Source organism: Micromonospora sp. PTRAS2 (genome assembly GCF_054052245.1).
The window spans coordinates 328,850-347,812 of record NZ_JBSWBU010000002.1 but is presented as its reverse complement, the minus strand read 5'-3'; the positions used below and the strand labels follow the sequence as shown (position 1 = coordinate 347,812).

Annotated in this window: 14 protein-coding genes; 10 read left to right on the top strand and 4 right to left on the bottom strand. The window is 74.5% G+C overall.

Annotated features, from left to right (window positions below):
* Window positions 1-61 precede the first annotated feature (61 nt).
* The 8 genes from ftsY (at window position 62) to ACVMYR_RS07400 (ending at window position 9,897) form a co-directional block, all read left to right on the top strand.
* Window positions 62-1,249: a signal recognition particle-docking protein FtsY gene (ftsY, locus tag ACVMYR_RS07435; RefSeq protein ID WP_077936616.1), complete on the top strand. Its 1,188-nt coding sequence runs from the start codon at window positions 62-64 to the stop codon at window positions 1,247-1,249.
* Between the two features lie 7 nt (window positions 1,250-1,256).
* Window positions 1,257-2,120 (top strand): phosphotransferase, encoded by an 864-nt coding sequence (locus ACVMYR_RS07430; protein WP_176734053.1) that lies wholly within the window; start codon window positions 1,257-1,259, stop codon window positions 2,118-2,120.
* A gap of 182 nt (window positions 2,121-2,302) precedes the next feature.
* Window positions 2,303-3,712 carry an ammonium transporter gene (locus ACVMYR_RS07425; protein ID WP_077936617.1) on the top strand — a complete coding sequence of 470 codons (1,410 nt, stop codon included), beginning with the start codon at window positions 2,303-2,305 and terminating at the stop codon, window positions 3,710-3,712.
* A 25-nt stretch (window positions 3,713-3,737) separates the two neighbouring features.
* Entirely contained in the window at window positions 3,738-4,076 is a 339-nt protein-coding gene (locus ACVMYR_RS07420) for a P-II family nitrogen regulator (RefSeq protein ID WP_176734061.1), read from the top strand.
* A gap of 14 nt (window positions 4,077-4,090) precedes the next feature.
* Window positions 4,091-6,412 carry a [protein-PII] uridylyltransferase gene (locus ACVMYR_RS07415; protein ID WP_457121417.1) on the top strand — a complete coding sequence of 774 codons (2,322 nt, stop codon included), beginning with the start codon at window positions 4,091-4,093 and terminating at the stop codon, window positions 6,410-6,412.
* A 182-nt stretch (window positions 6,413-6,594) separates the two neighbouring features.
* Window positions 6,595-8,151, top strand: coding sequence for a signal recognition particle protein (gene ffh, locus ACVMYR_RS07410; protein WP_077936623.1), 1,557 nt, complete (start codon window positions 6,595-6,597; stop codon window positions 8,149-8,151).
* Window positions 8,152-8,220: 69 nt separating this feature from the next.
* Window positions 8,221-8,799: a Uma2 family endonuclease gene (locus tag ACVMYR_RS07405; protein WP_077936624.1), complete on the top strand. Its 579-nt coding sequence runs from the start codon at window positions 8,221-8,223 to the stop codon at window positions 8,797-8,799.
* 18 nt (window positions 8,800-8,817) lie between these two features.
* On the top strand, window positions 8,818-9,897 hold the full coding sequence (locus ACVMYR_RS07400; protein ID WP_043962330.1) for an amidohydrolase family protein: 1,080 nt from the start codon (window positions 8,818-8,820) through the stop codon (window positions 9,895-9,897).
* Between the two features lie 79 nt (window positions 9,898-9,976).
* Here the strand turns inward: ACVMYR_RS07400 and ACVMYR_RS07395 are convergent, their stop codons facing one another.
* A complete protein-coding gene (locus tag ACVMYR_RS07395; protein WP_457121416.1) occupies window positions 9,977-10,567 on the bottom strand; it encodes a TetR family transcriptional regulator in 591 nt (196 codons plus the stop codon).
* Between the two features lie 405 nt (window positions 10,568-10,972).
* Here ACVMYR_RS07395 and proS point away from each other — a divergent pair, with 405 nt between their 5' ends.
* A complete protein-coding gene (gene proS / locus ACVMYR_RS07390) occupies window positions 10,973-12,379 on the top strand; it encodes a proline--tRNA ligase (RefSeq protein WP_457121415.1) in 1,407 nt (468 codons plus the stop codon).
* Window positions 12,380-12,663: 284 nt separating this feature from the next.
* A complete protein-coding gene (locus tag ACVMYR_RS07385) occupies window positions 12,664-14,238 on the top strand; it encodes a chloride channel protein (protein WP_457121414.1) in 1,575 nt (524 codons plus the stop codon).
* A gap of 62 nt (window positions 14,239-14,300) precedes the next feature.
* On the opposite strand, the gene fxsT is transcribed toward ACVMYR_RS07385, so the two are convergent.
* From fxsT to ACVMYR_RS07370, 3 genes are read right to left on the bottom strand one after another with little or no spacing between them, the layout of a single operon-like run.
* Window positions 14,301-17,291, bottom strand: a complete 2,991-nt coding sequence (gene fxsT, locus ACVMYR_RS07380; RefSeq protein ID WP_077936628.1) for an FxSxx-COOH system tetratricopeptide repeat protein — start codon at window positions 17,289-17,291, stop codon at window positions 14,301-14,303.
* A complete protein-coding gene (locus ACVMYR_RS07375; RefSeq protein ID WP_457121413.1) occupies window positions 17,288-18,622 on the bottom strand; it encodes an FxsB family cyclophane-forming radical SAM/SPASM peptide maturase in 1,335 nt (444 codons plus the stop codon). Before ACVMYR_RS07375 ends, fxsT begins: the two co-directional genes overlap by 4 nt.
* Entirely contained in the window at window positions 18,619-18,855 is a 237-nt protein-coding gene (locus ACVMYR_RS07370) for a hypothetical protein (RefSeq protein ID WP_457121412.1), read from the bottom strand. The genes ACVMYR_RS07375 and ACVMYR_RS07370 overlap by 4 nt, the downstream gene beginning before the upstream one ends.
* Between the last annotated feature and the right edge of the window lie 108 nt (window positions 18,856-18,963).

The following is an 18,963-nucleotide window of genomic DNA, read 5'->3' as shown; positions in this document are numbered from 1 at the left end:
TCGCACCCCCGTCGGTAGCGGTGGCTGGGACGTCGTCGCCGGCATCTGACAGGATTTCGGCATGACGGAATACCTCCTCATCGCGCTCGCCCTGCTCGGCGTGCTGATCCTCGGCGGCCTCGGGCTGGTGGTGCCGCGGCTGCGTCGGCGCCCGCAACCGCCGCTGCCGGAGACGGAGGTGGACACCCGGGCCGGGCAGGACCTCGCCGGGCCGCCCGTCGAGGCGCCGGAGGCGGACCTCGCCACGGGGATCCTGGTCGAGCCCCCGCCCGTGGTGGAGGCGCCGCCCGCCGTCGAGGTGCCCGAGCCGACCGCCGGCCGGCTGGTGCGGCTGCGGTCCCGGCTGTCCCGCTCGCAGAACGCCTTCGGCAAGGGCCTGCTCGGCCTGCTCAGCCGGGACCGGCTCGACGAGGACACCTGGGAGGAGATCGAGGACAGCCTGATCACCGCCGACGTCGGCATCGACTCGACCCGCCAGATCGTCGACCGGCTGCGCGAGCGGACCCGGGTGCTGGGCACCCGCACCGTCGACGAGCTGCGCGCCCTGCTCGCCGCCGAACTGGTCGACGCCCTCGACCCGACCCTGGACCGGTCGCTGCGCACCGCGCCGTCCGACGGGGTGCCGGCGGTGGTGCTGGTGGTCGGCGTCAACGGGGCCGGCAAGACCACCACCTGCGGCAAGATCGCCCGGGTGCTGGTCGCCGACGGCCGCAGCGTGCTGCTCGGCGCGGCCGACACGTTCCGCGCCGCCGCCGCCGACCAGTTGGAGACGTGGGGCGGCCGGGTCGGCGCGGAGACCGTCCGCGGACCGGAGGCCGCCGACCCGGCCAGCGTGGCGTTCGACGCGGTGAAGCGCGGCATCGACACCGGCGTCGACACGGTGCTGATCGACACCGCCGGCCGGCTGCAGAACAAGGTCGGCCTCATGGACGAGCTGGGCAAGGTCAAGCGGGTCGTGGAGAAGCACGGGCCGATCGACGAGACCCTGCTGGTGCTCGACGCCACCACCGGCCAGAACGGCCTGGAGCAGGCCCGGGTCTTCACCGAGGTGGTCAACGTGACCGGCGTGGTGCTGACCAAGCTCGACGGCACCGCCAAGGGCGGCATCGTCATCGCCGTGCAGCGCAAGCTCGGCATCCCCGTCAAACTGGTCGGGCTCGGCGAGGGCAAGGACGACCTCGCCCCGTTCGACCCGGCGCAGTTCGTCGACGCGCTGCTCGGCACCGAGCCGCTCGCCCGCGACGCGTAACCTCGCAGTGACCAGTGACGATCGCGCCTATGCCGGGTGGCGCGAGGACCGCCACCCCGCGCCGGGCCTCGGGAGACCGTACGTGACTTCGCAGGAGATCCCGCTGCACGGCGGGAACGTCAGCACCGTCGTCCGGGTCGGCGACACCGTCCGGCGCAACGCCGGCCCGTGGACGCCGTCCGTGCACGCCCTGCTGCGCCACCTGGAGTACGTCGGGTTCACCGGCGCGCCCCGGGCGCTCGGCATGGACGAGCGCAACCGGGAGGTCCTGTCGTACCTGGAGGGGGAGTGCGGGGAATACCCGCTCGCCCCGCACTGGGTCACCGACGAGGCGCTGGTGACGGTCGCCACCATGCTGCGGATGTTCCACGACGCCCAGTACGGTTTCGCCCCGCCGCCCGGGGCGGTGTGGCGCTCGTTCGGCCCGCCGCCGCCGGACACCGAGGTGATCTGCCACCACGACGCCGCCCCGCACAACGTGATCTGGCGGCCGGACGGCACCCTCGGGCTGATCGACTTCGACCTCGCTTCGCCGGGCGCGCGGATCTACGACGTGGCGTACGCGGCGTGGACCTGGGTGCCGATCTTCTCCGACCGGGACTCGATCACGCTCGGCTGGCGGCACCCGGACCGGCCGCGCCGGCTGCGGCTGTTCGCCGACGCGTACGGGCTGATCCCGCGCGACCGGCACCGGCTGGTGCGCACGATCCGCAAGCGCGTCGTGGACCACGTGGAGGGGATCCGCCGGATGGCCGCCGCGGGTGAGCCGGCGTTCGTCCGGATCGTGCACAAGGGTCACCTCCGCCGCCCGATGCGCGATCTGCGCCTGTTGGACTACGAACGGCACGCGTTGGAGTACGCGCTGCGCTGAGCCCCGCCCCGTCCGGCGGTCGTGAGGTTTTCTTCACACGTCCGAAACACAGCGTCACGGGCCGGAAATCGCGTGGTGACGCTGAAGGAAACAGGAGGCGACCAAGCTTCCGCGCAACCGGCGTACGGGCGACGCTGCCCCGGAAGCCGCGAAGGAGGGAACTTCACCTTTAGGAGGCCAGCGTGCCTGAAGCACCGACGATCGACGGCGGCAACACCGTTTGGCTGCTGGTTTCGACCGCGCTTGTGCTGCTCATGACGCCCGGACTGGCGCTGTTCTACGGCGGGCTCAACCGGGCCAAGGGCGTGCTCAACATGATGATGATGAGCTTCTCCGCCATTGGGCTCATCTCTGTTCTGTGGTGGTTCTACGGTTTCAGCGTCGCCTTCGGGACCGACGTGAACGGCTTCTGGGGCGACCCGGGGGCGTACCTCGGCACCAAGACCTTCCTGGCCGAGACCGATCTGTGGGGCGCCACGGCGGAGAACCCCAGCGGCATCGGGGTCCCGCTCTACGTGTTCATGGCGTTCCAGATGGTCTTCGCGGTGATCACCGTCGCGCTGATCAGCGGCGCGATCTCCGACCGGGCCAAGTTCGGCGGCTGGCTGCTGTTCGCCTTCGGGTGGGCCACGCTGGTCTACTTCCCGGTCGCCCACTGGGTGTGGGGCGGCGGCATCATCGGCGGTGACATCCACGCGCTGGACTTCGCCGGTGGCACCGCCGTGCACATCAACGCCGGCGCGGCGGCCCTGGCCGTGGCGCTGGTGCTCGGCAAGCGGCTCGGCTGGCCCCGCGAGGGCATGAAGCCGCACAACATCCCGCTGGTCGCGCTCGGCGCGGGCCTGCTCTGGTTCGGCTGGTTCGGGTTCAACGCCGGCTCGGAGCTGACCGTCGACTCGGTCGCCGGCCTCGCCTTCATCAACACCCAGCTCGCCACCGCCGCGGCGGTGCTCGGCTGGCTCGCGGTGGAGTGGATCAAGGACAAGAGGCCGACCATGGTCGGTGCGTCCTCCGGCGCGGTCGCCGGTCTGGTCGCCATCACCCCGGCCTGTGGCTTCATCGCCCCCTGGGCCGCGGTCCTGCTCGGCATCGTCGCCGGTGCGGTCTGCGCGCTCGCCATCGCCCTGAAGTACAAGCTCGGCTACGACGACTCCCTCGACGTGGTCGGCGTGCACTTCGTCGGTGGCTGGATCGGCTCGCTCTGGCTCGGCCTGTTCGCCACCAACTCGGTCAACTCCGCGATCACCGACGTGGTCGGCGCCTCCGACGGCCTGTTCTACGGCGGCGGGGTCACCCAGCTCGGCCGCCAGGCCATCGCCGGCCTGATCGTGACGGTCTGGTCCTTCGGGGTCGCCTGGCTGCTCGCCTTCGCGATCGAGAAGACGATCGGCTTCCGCCTCAAGCCCGAGGCCGAGGTCGAGGGCATCGACCTCGCCGAGCACGCCGAGAGCGGTTACGACCTCTCCGTGGCCGGTGGCAGCGGCGGTGGCAGCGCGTTCGCGCTCGCCGGGATCGGGACGCCGGCGGGCGCCGCCGGCACCAAGCCGGCCTCGGACGAGTCCGAGCCGGTCAGCGAGAAGGTCGCCGGTTAACGTTCCTGGGATGGAGGGGTTGGACATGAAGCTGGTGACCGCGGTCATCAAGCCGTACCAGCTGGACGCGGTGAAGGAGGCCCTGCACGCCCTCGGCGTGGCCGGGCTGACCGTCAGCGAGGTCCAGGGCTACGGCCGACAGAAGGGGCACACCGAGGTCTACCGGGGTGCCGAGTACACGGTCGAGTTCCTGCCGAAGATCCGGGTCGAGGTGCTCACCGACGAGATCGACGTCGAGAAGATCGTCGACGCGATCGTCGGCGCCGCCCGGACCGGCAAGATCGGCGACGGCAAGGTGTGGGTGACCGGCGTCGAGGACGTCGTGCGGGTCCGCACCGGCGAACGCGGCCTGGACGCCCTCTAGGCCGGCCCGACCAGATGACCTCGTTGATCAAGGGGAACGCGTCGGGCAACGCCGGCGACGGCGACGGCGACGCGAACCTCTTGATCAACGAGGTCGTCGGCGTACCCGGGGGGATCGGGGAGGCGGCGCGCAGGGCGCGGGCCGCCGCGTTCGAGCGGTGGCTGGTGCCGCTGCTGCCGGACCGGCCCGGCATCGCGCTGGTCGCCGTGGGCGGGCTCGGGCGGCGGCAGTGCGCCCCGTACGGCGACCTCGACCTGGTGCTCGTGCACGCCGGGGTGCCCGGCATGGACGAGCTGGCCCCCCAGCTGTGGTATCCGATCTGGGACGCCGGCCTGCGGCTCGACCACTCGGTGCGGACCCTGGCCGAGGCCCTGTCCGTGGCCCAGGACGACGTGAAGGTCGCCCTCGGCCTGCTCGACGCCCGGTACGTCGCCGGCGACCGGGAACTCGCCGACACCCTGGCCCGCACCGCCGCCGACCACTGGCGGCGCACCGCCGTCCGCCAGCTGCCCGCCCTCCGGGAGATCACCGAGGCCCGCTGGCAGGCCCACGGCGAGCTGGCCTTCCTGCTCGAAGGCGACCTCAAGGAGGCGGCCGGCGGGCTGCGCGACGTGGGCATCCTGCGCGCCATCGCCACCGCCGGCATCACCGACGCGCTGCGCCCCGCCGTCCGGGCCGCCCACCTGCGCCTGCTCGACACCCGCGACGCCCTGCACGAGCAGGCCGGCCGCCGCGTCGACCGGCTGGTCGCCCAGGAACGCGACGGCGTCGCCGCCCGGCTGGGCCTGCGCCAGCCGGCGGGCGACGCCACCTCCGGGGCCGTGGCCCCGCACGACGGCGACGTGCTGCTGCGCCGCGTCGCCGGGGACGCCCGCACCGTCAGCCACGCCCTCGACGACGCCTGGCGGGCCGCCGACCGGCTGCGTTCCCGCCGCCGGGGGTCCGACCCCCGCCCGGTGCGCCGCCCGGTCGCCCGGGACGTCGTCGAGCACGACGGCGAACTGGTGCTGGCCCGCACCGCCATCGGCGCGCGCCCCGACCCGAGCCTGTCCCTGCGGATGGCCGCCGCCGCGGCCACCACCCGGCTGCCCATCGCCCGCGCCACCTGCGAGTGGCTGGCCGCCTACTGCCCGCCGCTGCCGTCGCCGTGGCCGCCGGACGCCCGCGCCGCCCTCATCACCCTGCTCGGCGCGGGGCCCGGCCTCGTCCCCGCCTGGGAGACCTGCGACCGGTACGGGCTGATCGACGGCTGGCTGCCCGAGTGGACCCGGCTGCGCAGCCTGCCCCAGCACAACCCCGTGCACCGCTACACCCTCGACCGGCACCTGGTGCAGACCGCGTACGAGGCGAGCCGGCACACCCGCGACGTGGACCGGCCGGACCTGCTGCTGCTCGGCGCGTTCCTGCACGACATCGGCAAGGGGCTGCCGGGGGACCACAGCACCGTCGGCGCGCCGCTGGCCGAGTCCGTGGCGGCCCGGATCGGCCTGCCCGGGCCGGAGGCGGCGCTGATCGGCACGCTGGTCCGGCTGCACCTGCTCCTGCCCGACGTGGCCACCCGCCGCGACCTGTCCGACCCGGTGACCATCGCCCGGGTCGCCGAGGCCGTCGGCGACGGCACCACCCTGGACCTGCTGCACGCCCTGGTGCGCGCCGACGCGGCGGCCACCGGCCCGGCCGCCTGGTCGGACTGGAAGGGCCGCCTCGTCGCCGAACTCGTCGCCCGGGTCCGCACCGCGCTGGACACGGGAGTGCTGCCCGCCCCGCCCGCCCCCGACCCGGCGCTGCTCGACGGGCCGCTGCCGGTCGTACACCTGACGGGGGACCGGGTGGCGGTGGCCGCGGCCGACCGGCGCGGCCTGCTCGCGACGGTGGCCGGCTGCCTGGCCCTGCACCGGCTGGAGGTGCTCTCCGCCGACGCCTCCACCGTCGACGGCCGGGCCCTGGTGGAGTGCCGGGTGCAGCCCCGCTACGGCCTGCCGCCCGACCCGATCGCACTCGGCGGCGACCTGCGCCGGGCGGTCGCCGGGGACGTCTCGGTCACCCAGCGGCTGCGCGGCCGGGCGCTCGCCGCGCGCGGCTCCGGCGCGGCCCCCCGGGTCGTGTGGCACCGGGACGCGGCGACCGACGCGGTGCTGCTGGAGCTGCGCGCCGCCGACGCGGCCGGCCTGCTCTACCGGGTGACCTGCGCCCTCGACGAGGCCGGCGCGCAGGTGCGCGCGGCCCGGATCTCCACCCTCGGCGGGGACGTGGTGGACGCGTTCTACCTGGTGGGCGGCTGGCCGGCGGACGACGAGCGGGCCCGCCTGGAGGCCGCGGTCCTCGCCGCCGTGTAAGGAGGGGCCCCTTGTTAACGCTTTCGGTATAGGAAGGGCCCCCTGTTAACCACTGCCGCCGGGAGCACGGGTGCTGGGCGGGCCGGAGCGCGGGTGCGGCCGGCGGGCTACCCTAGCCATGGCCGGACACCTGCGCCCGGTCGCGTTGTGCCCGCCGAAACACTGACAAACGGGATGTTCGCGTGTTTGACACCTTGAGTGACCGCCTCTCCGGGATCTTCACCAAGCTCCGCGGCAAGGGCCGGCTCACGGACGCCGACATCGACGCCACGGCGCGCGAGATCCGCCTGGCGCTGCTGGAGGCCGACGTCGCCCTGCCGGTGGTCAAGGGCTTCATCGCGAACGTCAAGGAGCGGGCGCGCGGCTCGGAGGTCTCCCAGGCGCTCAACCCGGCCCAGCAGATCGTCAAGATCGTCAACGAGGAGCTGATCAACGTCCTCGGCGGCGAGGGGCGGCGGCTCCAGTTCGCCAAGCAGCCGCCGACGGTGATCATGCTCGCCGGCCTCCAGGGCTCCGGCAAGACCACCCTGGCCGGCAAGCTGGCCCGCTGGCTCAAGGCGCAGGGCCACCAGCCGCTGCTGGTCGCCGCCGACCTCCAGCGCCCCAACGCCGTCGGGCAGCTCCAGGTGCTCGGCGGCCGGGCCGGCGTCGAGGTGTACGCCCCGGAGCCCGGCAACGGTACCGGCGACCCCGTGCAGGTGGCCCGCGCCTCGATCGAGCACGCGAAGCGGGCCGCCCGGGACATCGTCATCGTCGACACCGCCGGCCGGCTCGGCATCGACGCCGAGATGATGCGGCAGGCCGCCGACATCCGTGACGCGGTCGACCCCGACGAGGTCATCTTCGTCATCGACGCGATGGTCGGTCAGGACGCCGTCCGCACCGCCGAGGCGTTCCGCGACGGCGTCGGCATCACCGGCGTGGTGCTGTCGAAGCTCGACGGCGACGCCCGGGGCGGCGCCGCGCTGTCGGTGCGCGAGGTGACCGGGCAGCCGATCCTGTTCGCCTCCACCGGCGAGAAGCTGGAGGACTTCGACGTCTTCCACCCCGACCGGATGGCCAGCCGGATTCTCGGCATGGGCGACGTCCTCACTCTGATCGAGCAGGCCGAGGCGGCCTTCGACTCCGATCAGAAGGAGAAGATGACCGCCAAGCTGATGGGCGGCGAGCAGTTCACGCTGGAGGACTTCCTCGACCAGCTCATCGCGGTGCGCCGGATGGGCCCGATTGCCAACGTGCTGGCCATGATGCCGGGCATGGGGCAGATGAAGGACCAGCTCGCCGAGCTGGACGACAAGCACTTCGACCGGGTCACCGCGATCATCCGGTCGATGACCCCGGCGGAGCGCACCAACCCGAAGATCATCAACGGCTCGCGCCGGGCCCGCATCGCCAACGGTTCGGGCGTCACCGTGATGGACGTCAACCAGCTGCTCAACCGCTTCGCCGACGCGCAGAAGATGATGAAGCAGATGGGCGGCATGATGGGCCTGCCCGGCGGCGGCCGGCGCAAGGCGACCAAGTCGCCGAAGAACAAGCGCAAGGGCACCAAGGGCGGCAACCGGCCGCGTACCGGGGCGGGCGCGGGGATGCCGGGCGGGTTCCCGGGCGGCATGCCGCAGCTTCCGCCGGGCCTGGACCCGGGCGACCTGGCCGGCGGCCAGGGACTGCCCCCGGGCTTCAAGCTTCCGAAGATCGACTTCAACAAGCTCGGCAAGGGCGACAACCGGCCCCGCTGACGCGTGTCGGTGACGGTGGGCGACGGCCTCGGCGCTTAGGGTGGTCGTCGCCCCCTGGGAGGAGATGTCATGACCGCAGCGCCCATCCTGCCCGAACGGCACGAGTGGACGGTCGACGACCTCGGCGACCTGCCGAAGGACCTTCCGTACGAACTGATCAACGGAAGGTTGATCGTGCCGTCGCCGACGCCGCTGCACCAGTTTGTCTGTGCTCGGGTGATGTTCGCCCTCGAACTGCACTGCCCGGACGACTTCTTCGTCAGCATGGACCAGTCCCTGTCGATCGACCGTCGCAACGAACCACGACCGGACGTGGTGGTCATCCGGGTCGAGAAGGCCAATCGTTCGCCAGTGCCGGTCCAGGACGCCCTGCTCGCCGTCGAGGTCATCTCTCCCGACTCCACCATCCGCGACCGGCACGAGAAGGTCCGCCTCTATGCCAATGCCGGAGTGGGGGCCTACTGGGTCATCGATCCGCTGCGCGAGAAGATCACCTTTACCGAGCTGCTCCTGAGTCCCAAGGGCGGCTACGAGCCCAGTGTGGAAACCGACGGACTGGTCACCATCGACCGGCCCTGGAAGGTGACGCTCGACCTTCCGGCGTGGTCGCAGCGCCGGCAGGAGGTCCTCGCGCGGACGAAGAAGTGATCGGGTAGGACTGTGCGCATGGCTCTGCATGTGCGCGGTGTGCTCCTGCCCGACGACGAGGTCCGGGACCTGTGGCTGGTCGGCGACCGGGTCACCTTCGACCCGGTGCCCGGCGCGGAGACGGTCGTCGACGGCGGTTTCGTGCTCCCCGGGCTGACCGACGCCCACTGTCACCTCGGCATCGCCCGGGGCGGCGCCCCGATCACCTCCCTCGACCAGGCCCGCGCGGCGGCCCACGTCGACGTCGACGCCGGGGTCCTCGCCATCCGGGACGCGGGCTCGCCGTACCCGTACCCCGAGCTCGACGACGACCCGGGGCTGCCGCGACTGGCCCGCGCGGGCCGGCACGTCGCCCCGCCGCGCCGCTACCTGCGCGACATCGGGGTCGAGGTCGACGCGCCGCAGGTGGCCGCCACCGTCGCCGCGCAGGCCGCCGCCGGCAACGGCTGGGTCAAGCTGGTCGGCGACTGGATCGACCGGGGCACCGGCGACCTCGCGCCCGCCTGGGACGCCGACACGATGACCGCCGCCGTCGCCGCCGCGCACGCCGCCGGGGCCCGGGCGGCGGTGCACACGTTCTCCGAAGCGGGCGTCGAGATCATGGTGCGGGCCGGGGTGGACTCCGTCGAGCACGGCACCGGGCTGAGCCTCGACCTCATCGACCTGATGGCCCGCCAGGGCACCGCCCTGGTCCCCACGATGATCAACATTCGGACCTTCGGCGGGATCGCCGAGCAGGCCCGCGCGAAGTTCCCCGGGTACGCCGACCACATGCTCGCCCTGCGCGACCGCTTCCCCGAGGTGGTCCGGTCGGCGTACGAGGCGGGGGTGCCCATCTACGTCGGCACGGACGCGGGCGGCGGCATCGACCACGGGCTGGCCGCCGAGGAGATGCTGCTGCTGCACTCCCAGGCCGGCATGCCGGCGGTGGACGTCCTCGCCGCCGCCTCCTGGCGGGCCCGGGAGTGGCTCGGCTTCCCCGGCCTGGTCGAGGGCGGCCTCGCCGACCTCACGGTCTACCCGACCGACCCCCGCCGCGACCTCAGCGTGGTGCGCACCCCGAGCCGCATCGTCCTGCGCGGCCGGGTGCTGCGCTGACCGCCGACGCGCCGACCGTCAGCGCGCGCCAGTCCGTCGCGGGGCGGGGCCGGGGCCGCTGTGCAAGGGCGGCGGAGGGTCAGGGGATCGGGGCGAAGAGGCGGGTGGCCAGCGTGGCGAGGGCGTCGGCGGTCTGCTCGACGGGGGAGCGGGGCAGCACGATGTGGCTGACCACCAGCCGGACGACGGTGTCGGCGGCGAACGCCAGCGCGGCCGGGTCGGCGACGGGCAGGTGGCCGGCGGCCCACTCCAGCAGCACGGCGGTCGACTCGGTGAGCACCAGCTCGGCGCGCGTCGTCAGGTAGGGCAGCAGCTCGTCCGACCCGCCCCGGGCGCTGGTCAGGATCGCCTTGATCAGCGGGTTGTCGGCCGCCGCCGCGAGGGTGTGCGCGATCGCCGCGTACGCCGCCGCCCGCAGATCGTCGCCGTGCTCGTCGAGGCGGGCCCGCACGTCGGTGACGAACCGGTCCACCTCGCGCCGGGCCAGCGCCTCGGCCAGCCCCGCCTTGGTGCCGAACTCGTTGTAGACCGTCTGCCGGCTCACCCCGGCCGCCGCGGCGACCCCGCCCATCCGCACGCCGTCCCAGCCCCCGGCGATCGTCTGCGCCCGGGCGGCGTCGACGATGCTGTCCCGCAGCCGCTGCCGGGCGGCGTCCCTCACTTCACCCATGGTGGTCGAAGTCTACGGCCGGCCTGAGTGGTGTCGTCGCCCGCGCGGCCGAGCGCGGCGGCCGCCACTACTGTCCGTGATGCTGGCCTGGCGGTGCAGGGCGTCCGTGCTCCCCTTTGCTCTGCACCCACCGGCGCAACACCTTGTCCCAACAGGGTGGATGCAGGAATGCGGCGGGCGGAGGTGCGTGAGGTCGCGTCGCGCTGCGTGAACCGTTGCATATATGGGTGCAGAGCAAAGGGGTTCGCTGGTCGATGGTGCTGCCGGTGGGTGGGACTGTGCCGCGTCACGGGCCACGAACGAGCCCTGCCGTGCGGGGTGACGATCCAGCCCCGGCGGGACGGCGCGGGGCGGGAGCGCGCCCGATGACGGCGTCGCGGGGCGGGGCGCATAGGATGTGCGGTCATGGCACGCGTGCTCACTCCCCGGGCGGAGGACTTTCCCCGCTGGTACCAGGACCTGATCGCCAAGGCGAAGCTGGCCGACAACGGCCCGGTCCGGGGGACCATGGTCATCCGACCGGCCGGCTACGCCATCTGGGAGCGGATGCAGGCCGAGATGGACGCCCGGATCAAGGCGGCCGGCGCGGAGAACGCGTACTTCCCGCTGTTCATCCCGGAGAGCTACCTCAAGCGCGAGGCCGAGCACGTCGAGGGCTTCTCGCCGGAGCTGGCGGTGGTCACCCACGGCGGCGGTAAGCAGCTCGCCGAGCCGGTGGTGGTGCGCCCCACCAGCGAGACGGTGATCGGCGAGTTCATGGCCAAGTGGATCGACTCCTACCGGGACCTGCCGCTGCTGCTCAACCAGTGGGCGAACGTGGTCCGCTGGGAGCTGCGCCCCCGGATCTTCCTGCGCACCAGCGAGTTCCTCTGGCAGGAGGGGCACACCGCCCACGCCACCCGTGAAGACGCCCGCGCGTACGCCCGCAAGATCCTGCACGAGGCGTACGAGGACCTGATGGTCAACGTGCTCGGCATCCCGGTCGTGGTGGGCCTCAAGACCGCCCGGGAGCGCTTCGCCGGGGCCACCGCCACGTACACGTGCGAGGGCATGATGGGCGACGGCAAGGCCCTCCAGCTCGGCACGAGCCACGAGCTGGGGCAGAACTTCGCCAAGGCGTTCGACATCAGCTACTCCTCGGCCGAGGGCGGCCGGGAGCACGCTTGGACGACGTCCTGGGGCACCTCCACCCGGATGCTCGGCGGCCTGATCATGGCCCACGGCGACGACAACGGCCTGCGGGTCCCGCCGAAGCTGGCGCCCGTGCAGGCGTACGTGATGATCGTCAAGGACGGCGAGGGCGTCGGCGAGGCGGCGGCCAAGCTGCGCGACGGCCTGCGCGACGCCGGGGTCCGGGTCGCGCTCGACGACCGCACGGACACCGCGTTCGGCCGCCGGGCCGTCGATGCCGAGCTGCGCGGCTATCCGGTACGCGTCGAGGTCGGCCCCCGCGACCTGGCCGCCGGCAACGCGGTCGTGGTCCGGCGCACGGACGGCTCGAAGTCCCCGACCCCGGTCGCCGACGTGGTCGGCGCGGTCCTGGCCGCCCTGGAGGCCGACCAGCGCGCCCTGCACGACCAGGCGCTGACCCACCGCCAGTCCCGCACCGTGGAGGTGGCCACGCTCGCCGAGGCGATCGAGGCGGCCGCCACCGGCTGGGCCCGCGTGCCGTGGTCGGCGGTCGGCGTGGCCGGCGAGGCCGAGGCGAACGGTCAGGGCGTGACGGTGCGCTGCCTGCTGCGCGCCGACGGCTCCGTCCCGGACTCGGAGGACGAGCCGGAGCTGGTCGCGATCCTGGCCCGCGCCTACTGACCCACCGCTTCCGCCGAGGGGCGGCCGGCACCCGCCGGCCGCCCCTCGGCGTGTCTCCGGCCGGCGGGCCGGCGTCACCCGGGCGCGGCGGCGCGCGTTGGTCCGGTCGGGATGCCGACTCGTCGAGCGGGTCACGCGGCAACGGATCGGTCGCTATCATCGGGCACGCGAGTGGCGGTCGACGATGGACGGTCACCCCGGCACACGTTCGGTTGCCAGCTGCTCGACGAGGCGGGCGACGCACCGCCTCGTGCTCCGAGGCGCGCTGGTGATGGAGTTTGCCGATGAGCGGTAGGGGCGGGCCGGGGGCCCTGCGCCGGTGGCTTCCCCTGGCCACGCTCACCGGCGCGCTCTCCGGCCTGGCCGCCGCCGCGTTCGCCGAGCTGCTGCACCTCGGCAACGAGCTGCTGCTGCGCGGCATCGGCGGGCACGAGGTGCCGGGCCTGGCCGGCGAGGGCGGCCCGGCCGAGGCGGGCGGTTTCCCGACCCCGCTGCTCATCCCCCTGCTCGTCGCCGCCGGCGCGTTCGTCGCCACCGCCCTCGTCGTCTGGGTCGCGCCCGAGACCAGCGGGCACGGCACGGACGCGGCGATCCACGCCGCCCACCACGACCCGACCGGCATGCGGGCCCGGGTGCCGGCGGTCAAGATGCTCGCCTCCGTGGTGCTGATCGGCTCCGGCGGCTCGGGCGGCAGCGAGGGGCCCACCGCGCAGATCACCGCCGCCCTGGCGTCGGTCGTGGCCCGGCGGTCCCGGCTGACCTACGAGCAGGCCCGCATCACGGTGGCGATGGGCCTCGCGGCCGGCGTGGGCGCCATCTTCCGGTCCCCGCTGGGCGGGGCGCTGCTCGGGGCGGAGCTGCTCTACCGGGCCGACGTCGCGGCCGGCGTGGTCGTGCCGGCGCTGCTCGCCTCGGCGGTGTCCTTCCTGGTGTTCGGGCTGTTCCACGGCTTCGAGCCGATCTTCGGCACGGTCGCCGGCACGGGGTGGGACCATCCGGCCCAGTGGCTGGTCGTCCCGCTGCTGGGCCTGCTCGCCGGCCTGCTCGGCCGGCTCTACGCCTGGGCGTTCTACGCGACGGCCGGCTTCTTCTCCTCGGCCCGGATGCGCCGGCTGCCCCGCGTGCTGCGGCCCACCCTCGCGGGCCTGGTGGTCGGGGCGATCGGGCTGGCCGTGCCGGGCGTCCTGGGCACCGGCTACGGCACCGCCCAGCGCGCCTTCGACGCCGAGGCGATGCTGTCGACCTCCGTGTGGCTCCTGCTGGCGATCCCGCTCGTCAAGATCGTGTCCACCTCGCTGTCGGTCGGCTCCGGCGGCTCCGGCGGCATCTTCGGCCCGGGGCTGGTGATCGGCGCGACCGCCGGGGCGGCGGTGTGGCGGCTGCTGGAACCGCTCGGGCTCGCCCCCGGCTCCCCGGCCCCGTACGTGATCATCGGAATGGCGGCGTGCCTCGGCTCCATCGCCCACGCGCCGCTCGCGCTGGTCGTGATGGCGGCCGAGACCACCGGCAACCTGAGCCTGCTCTTCCCGGCCATGCTGGCCACAGGCATCGCCTGCCTGGTCGTCGGCGACCGGACCCTCTACCGCAGCCAGCTGCGGGACCGCTCGGAGGACCCACCGGCACCCGGCAGCGCCCTTGGCGGCCCCGCCGTGGTCGGGCCGCGGGCGCCGGCCTCCGGTCCACCCGCCGGCCGGGCCCCGGCACCGTCCGGGCGACGCCCGCCGCGCCGTGCGGCCGGCCGGCCCCGCGAGCGCCAACCCGCCGGGACGGCCCGCGTGCCGCGCCGCTGGACGGCCAGGCGCTATCCGCCGCCCGACCCCGCCGACCGGGCCGGCGAGCTGACCGGCCGCGAGGGCTGACCGGCCGCGAGGGTTGACCAGCCGCGAGGGCTGACCTGCCGGGCCGGACCGGCGCGCCCGGCTCAGGTCGGCGGCGGTTCCACGTCGCAGTCCAGCCGCGTGCGGGCCGCCGCCGCCTCCGCCTCGGGGTGGCCGACCCCCAGCGTCCGCTCGTAGCCCGCCATGGTCTCCCGCAGCAGCTCGCGGGCCCCCTCGTGGTCGTCGTCGGCCCGCCGGTCGTCGGCCAGGTTGGACGCGCAGGCCAGGGTGTACGGGTGCGTCGCGCCGCGCACCCGGCGCAGGCGCTCCAGCAGCTCCTCGCCGAGCCGCCGCGCCGCGCCCACCTCGCCCAGCGCCCGCAGGTCGCTGGCCAGGTTGGTGGCGCAGGCCAGGGTGTACGGGTGGTCCGGGGCGAGCACCTCCGCCAGCCCCGCCCGGGTGCGCTCGTCGAGCCGGCGGGCCTCCTCGGGCTCCCCTGTCAGCCGCAGGCAGATCGCCAGGTCCACCGCCGCGCACAGGGTGTACGGGTGCTCGTCCCCGGCGGTGGCGCGCAGCCGGTGCACGGCCTCCTCGGCGCGGGCCCGCGCCCCCGGCACCTCGCCCAGGCAGCGCAGGTCGTTGGCGAGGTTCGTGGCCGCCGCCAGCGTCTCGGCGTAGTCCGGCCCGAACCGGTGCCGGTGCCGCGCCAGGCAGCTGCTGGCCAGCCGGTACGCGTCGAGGTATTGTCCCGCCTTACGTCGGGTGACCGCGAGGTTCTTCATCGCCCGCAGCGAGTCCGGGTGGTCGGGGCCGAAGAACACGCCGTACCGCTGGTAGACGCCCTCCTGCATCTCCCACGCCCGCGCGTACTCGCCGCACTCGCGCAGGTCTCGCGCGACGTTGTTGGCGGAGAACAGGGTCGACCGGTTCTCCTCACCGGCGAACCGGATCCGGTAGCGGCGCAGCGCCTCCTGGTCCAGCTCCAGCGCCTGGGGGAACTCGCCCATCATCCGGTGCGACACCGCGAGGTTGTGCGCGGTGAGCAGCGCCCGCGGGTGGTCCGGTCCGAGCGCGCGCAGCGCCTGCCCGTGGGCCTGCCGATCCAGGTCGTACGCGCTCCGCCAGTCGCCGAGCCGGCGCAGGCTGGCCGCCAGGCCGTTCGCCGCGCCGAGCGTCTCCGGGTGCCCCTCGCCGAGCTCCGTGCGGGCGCGGGTCAGGTTCGCCTCGTCCAGCGCCCGGGCGGCCCGGTATTCACCCCGGCTGCGCAGCGCGTTGGCCAGCGTGACGCTCAGCGCCACCACGTCGGGGTGGCTGCGTTCGATCACCTCCACCCAGGCCGCCCGCGCCCGGCTGCCCAGGCGCTGGCAGGCGGTGTACTCGCCCCGGGAGAAGAGGTAGCGGCACAGGTTGATCACCAGGGCGCGTACGGCCGGGTCGTCCGCGGCGGCGGCCACGTCGGCGGCCTCGGCGTGCACCAGCAGGTCGGCGTACCGGGGGCGGTGGGCGATCTGGTCCGGCTCGCCCGGATCGGCGGCGGCGAGCAGCCGGCGGGCCGCCCGGGCGTACATCCGGCGCTCGGCCTCGGTGAGCTGCTCGCGCAGGAACTGCTGGAAGACCCGGTGCAGCTGCACCGTCTCCCGGCCGTCGCGCTCGCCGATGCGGGCCAGCCCGCAGGCGCTGATCTCCCGGAAGATGTCGCCCCGGGACATCACGTCCCCGATCTCCTCGTCGAGCGGGGCGGGCAGCTCGACGGCCGGCCGGCTGCCGCCCGGCGGGCCCAGCAGCAGGGTCAGCGGCACCGGCTCCGGGCCGAGGAACGCGCACAGCCGCAGCAGCTGGGCGGCCGACCGGCGGCGCTCCCGCAGCCGGTTCATCGGCAGCACCCAGGCCATCACCACCTGCCGCTCGTACGCCGCGACCCGGGCCTGGCTCAGCAGCGCCGTCATCCGCTGCTCGCTCTCGGCGAGGTAGTCGCGCACGGGCAGGTGCGAGGTCGACAGGTAGCCGGCGGTGGCGTCCAGGGCGAGCGGCAGGTCCCCGAAGCGGTCGGCCAGCTCGACCGCGTCCGGCTCGGTCAGCCGGGGCGCGCGCCGGCGCAGGAACTCGACGCTCTCGGCCCGCCGGTAGACGTCCAGCTCCAGCACGTCGGCGCTGGACCGCCAGCCCTCGTCCCGCGAGGTCACCAGCACGTGGCACCGCCCCCGGGGCGCGCGGCCGGTGGGCAGCAGCCGGGTCAGCTCCTGCGGGGTCGGCGCGTTGTCGAAGATCAGCAGCCAGTCGCGTACCGGCTCGCCGCGGCGCAACGCGTCCAGCACGGTGTCGGCGGTCACCCCGAGGTCGTCGCTGATCCGCAGGCCCAGCGAGGCGGCCAGCCCGGCGAGGTCGGCCCGCACGGTGGCGAGCTGCTCGCTGCGCACGTACCAGATCAGGTCGTAGCAGGCGGCGAAGCGGTAGGCGTACTCGATCACGAGCTGGGTCTTGCCGACCCCGGCCGTGCCCAGCACGGCGGTCGGCACCACCGACGTCACCCCCTCGGTGAGCCGGTCCCGCAGCTCCGTCAGGGGCTCCTCCCGCCCCGTGAAGTGCGGGTTGCGGGACGGGAAGGGCTGGCTCCAGTGCCGGGGCTGGTCGGGCGGCCAGGGCGTGCCGGAGGGCCGCTGCTGCTCCGGGGCGGCCAGCCCGAACAGGGCGAGGACCTCGCCCCGGGCGTCGGCCTCGTCCATCGTGCCGAGCACCGGGCACTGCGCCGGGGTGAGGAACGCCGGCCGGCGGGAGCCGACCGAGACCGGGCGGAACGCGTCGCCCCGCTCCGCCCGCAGCGCGGTCACCGCCTCCGCCCATCCGGGCGCCGGCCCGGTGCCCCCGCGCAGCAGCGCGTCGCTGAGCACCAGCAGCAGGCCGGCGTCGTCGCCCGTGGCGTCGCGCAGCAGCGCGGCGGGATCGTCGGTGGCCCGGGGCTCGATCCGCCGCGCGACGGCGTCGGCCCCGCCGCGTTCGAGCTGCTCGCAGAGCCACTCCGCCCACAGGCGGTCCGTGCCGACGTGCGCCACGACGATCCGTCGCCGGCCTTCGGCGGCGCTGCGCTGAGCGGTCATCGAGCCTCCCCCGTGCCGGCCGTCGGGCGCACCGCGGCCCGGTCGGCGCGGTCCGGAGCTCCGAGGATAGTTTCCGTCGTCCCCACCGCAGCGCCCGTCCGTCCTATCGGGAACCCGACAGCGGGCCGGTCGGGCGTCGCCCGGGGCCCGCCGGGTCGGTCCGGACGACGGGCGGCACCCGGCGCGGCCGCGCCCGCGACCCGCCGGGCCAGGTGGTCGATCAGCCGGTAGAGGTCCGGGCAGTAGACCGACGGGTTGTCGAAGCCCCGCCCGGCGCGGAACCGGTGCGGGTACAGGCCGCCTCCGCAGACCCGCTGCGCGGGGCAGACCCGGCACGCCGTGGGCAGCCTGGCCGCGCCGCGCTGGCCCGCCCGCACCGCCGGGTGCGCCAGGGCCGCGTCGAACCGGTCGGCGTGCACGGTCAGCCCGGTCGCGGCAGCGCCCGGATAGGCCGCCTTGAGCGTGTCGACCAGCTCGATCTCGCCGTCGGTCTCCACCACCACGTACGCCGCCGGGGAGAGCCCCACGGACTCGATCCGGCTCGCCCCGCCCAGCAGCAGCACCAGGATTTCCTCCAGCATCCGCACCCCGGTCTCCCGGCGCGGCGCGGCATACCAGCGCTCGAAGACCGCGATCAGCCAGTCGGCGTACGGCGTGCGGGCCGGATCGGCGGGTCGGCCCGGCGGCGGGGTCGACCAGGTGCCGTGGGGCAGCAGGAAGTCGACCGTCGGCGGGGCGAACTCCAGCAGCGACTCGTAGGCGCGTACCGGGTCGGTGGCCAGGTCCACGGTGGCCAGCAGACCGGCGAAGAGCGGCCGGTAACGCGGCCCCGTCAGCAGCTCCAGGGCCCGGACCGTCGCCGGGTGGCTGCTGCCGCCGTCCGGCCGGCGGCGGTGCCGGTCCGTCGCGGCCCGGTCGCCGTCGAGGCTCACCCCGACGCGGACGTCGTGCCGCCGGAACAGCTCCAGCATCCGCCGGTCCAGCAGGGTGCCGTTGGTCTGCACCACGAAGGAGAGCGTGATCCGTGGCCCGGCCAGCCGGCGCAGCTCCGTCACCAGCTGTTCCAGCCGGTGCGCCCCGGCGAGCAGCGGCTCCCCGCCGTGCAGCACCACGCTGGCCGCGGTGAGCCCGTGCCCGCGCAGATGCTCGGCGATCCGCTCCCCGGTGCGCCGCACCACCGCGGTGCTCATCACCCGGGGCCGGCGGGCCCAGCTCTGGTCGGCCATCTCGTAGACGTAGCAGTAGTCGCAGGCCAGGTTGCACCGGCTGTGCACCTTCAGCACGAACTCCTGGAACGGCACCGGCGCGTCCTGCGGGCCGTCGGCCCTCACCGCCGGTGCTCGTCGGGCCCGGCGGGCGGGTCGCCCCGGCCCGCCGTGTGCGCGACCGTGGGCACCCCGCCGTTCTGGTTGTTGAACCGGGCGACGGCCAGGGCCCCGGCCGCCGCCTCGGCCCGGACCCGCCGGATCGCGTGTCGGAGCACGTCGGGGCCGGTGCGTTCCAACTCGTCGAGGAGTTCGTCCGGCAGGATCGTCGGTGCGGGCCCGACTTCGGCTTCCCTCATGCGCTCGGCCATCCTTCCGCCAAGTGCCGCAGGCCGCGCTCCGACGGGCGACCAAGATATGAACTTCGATGCCAGAAGCCGAGGATATCTCCTGTGCGCCCGCCGAAG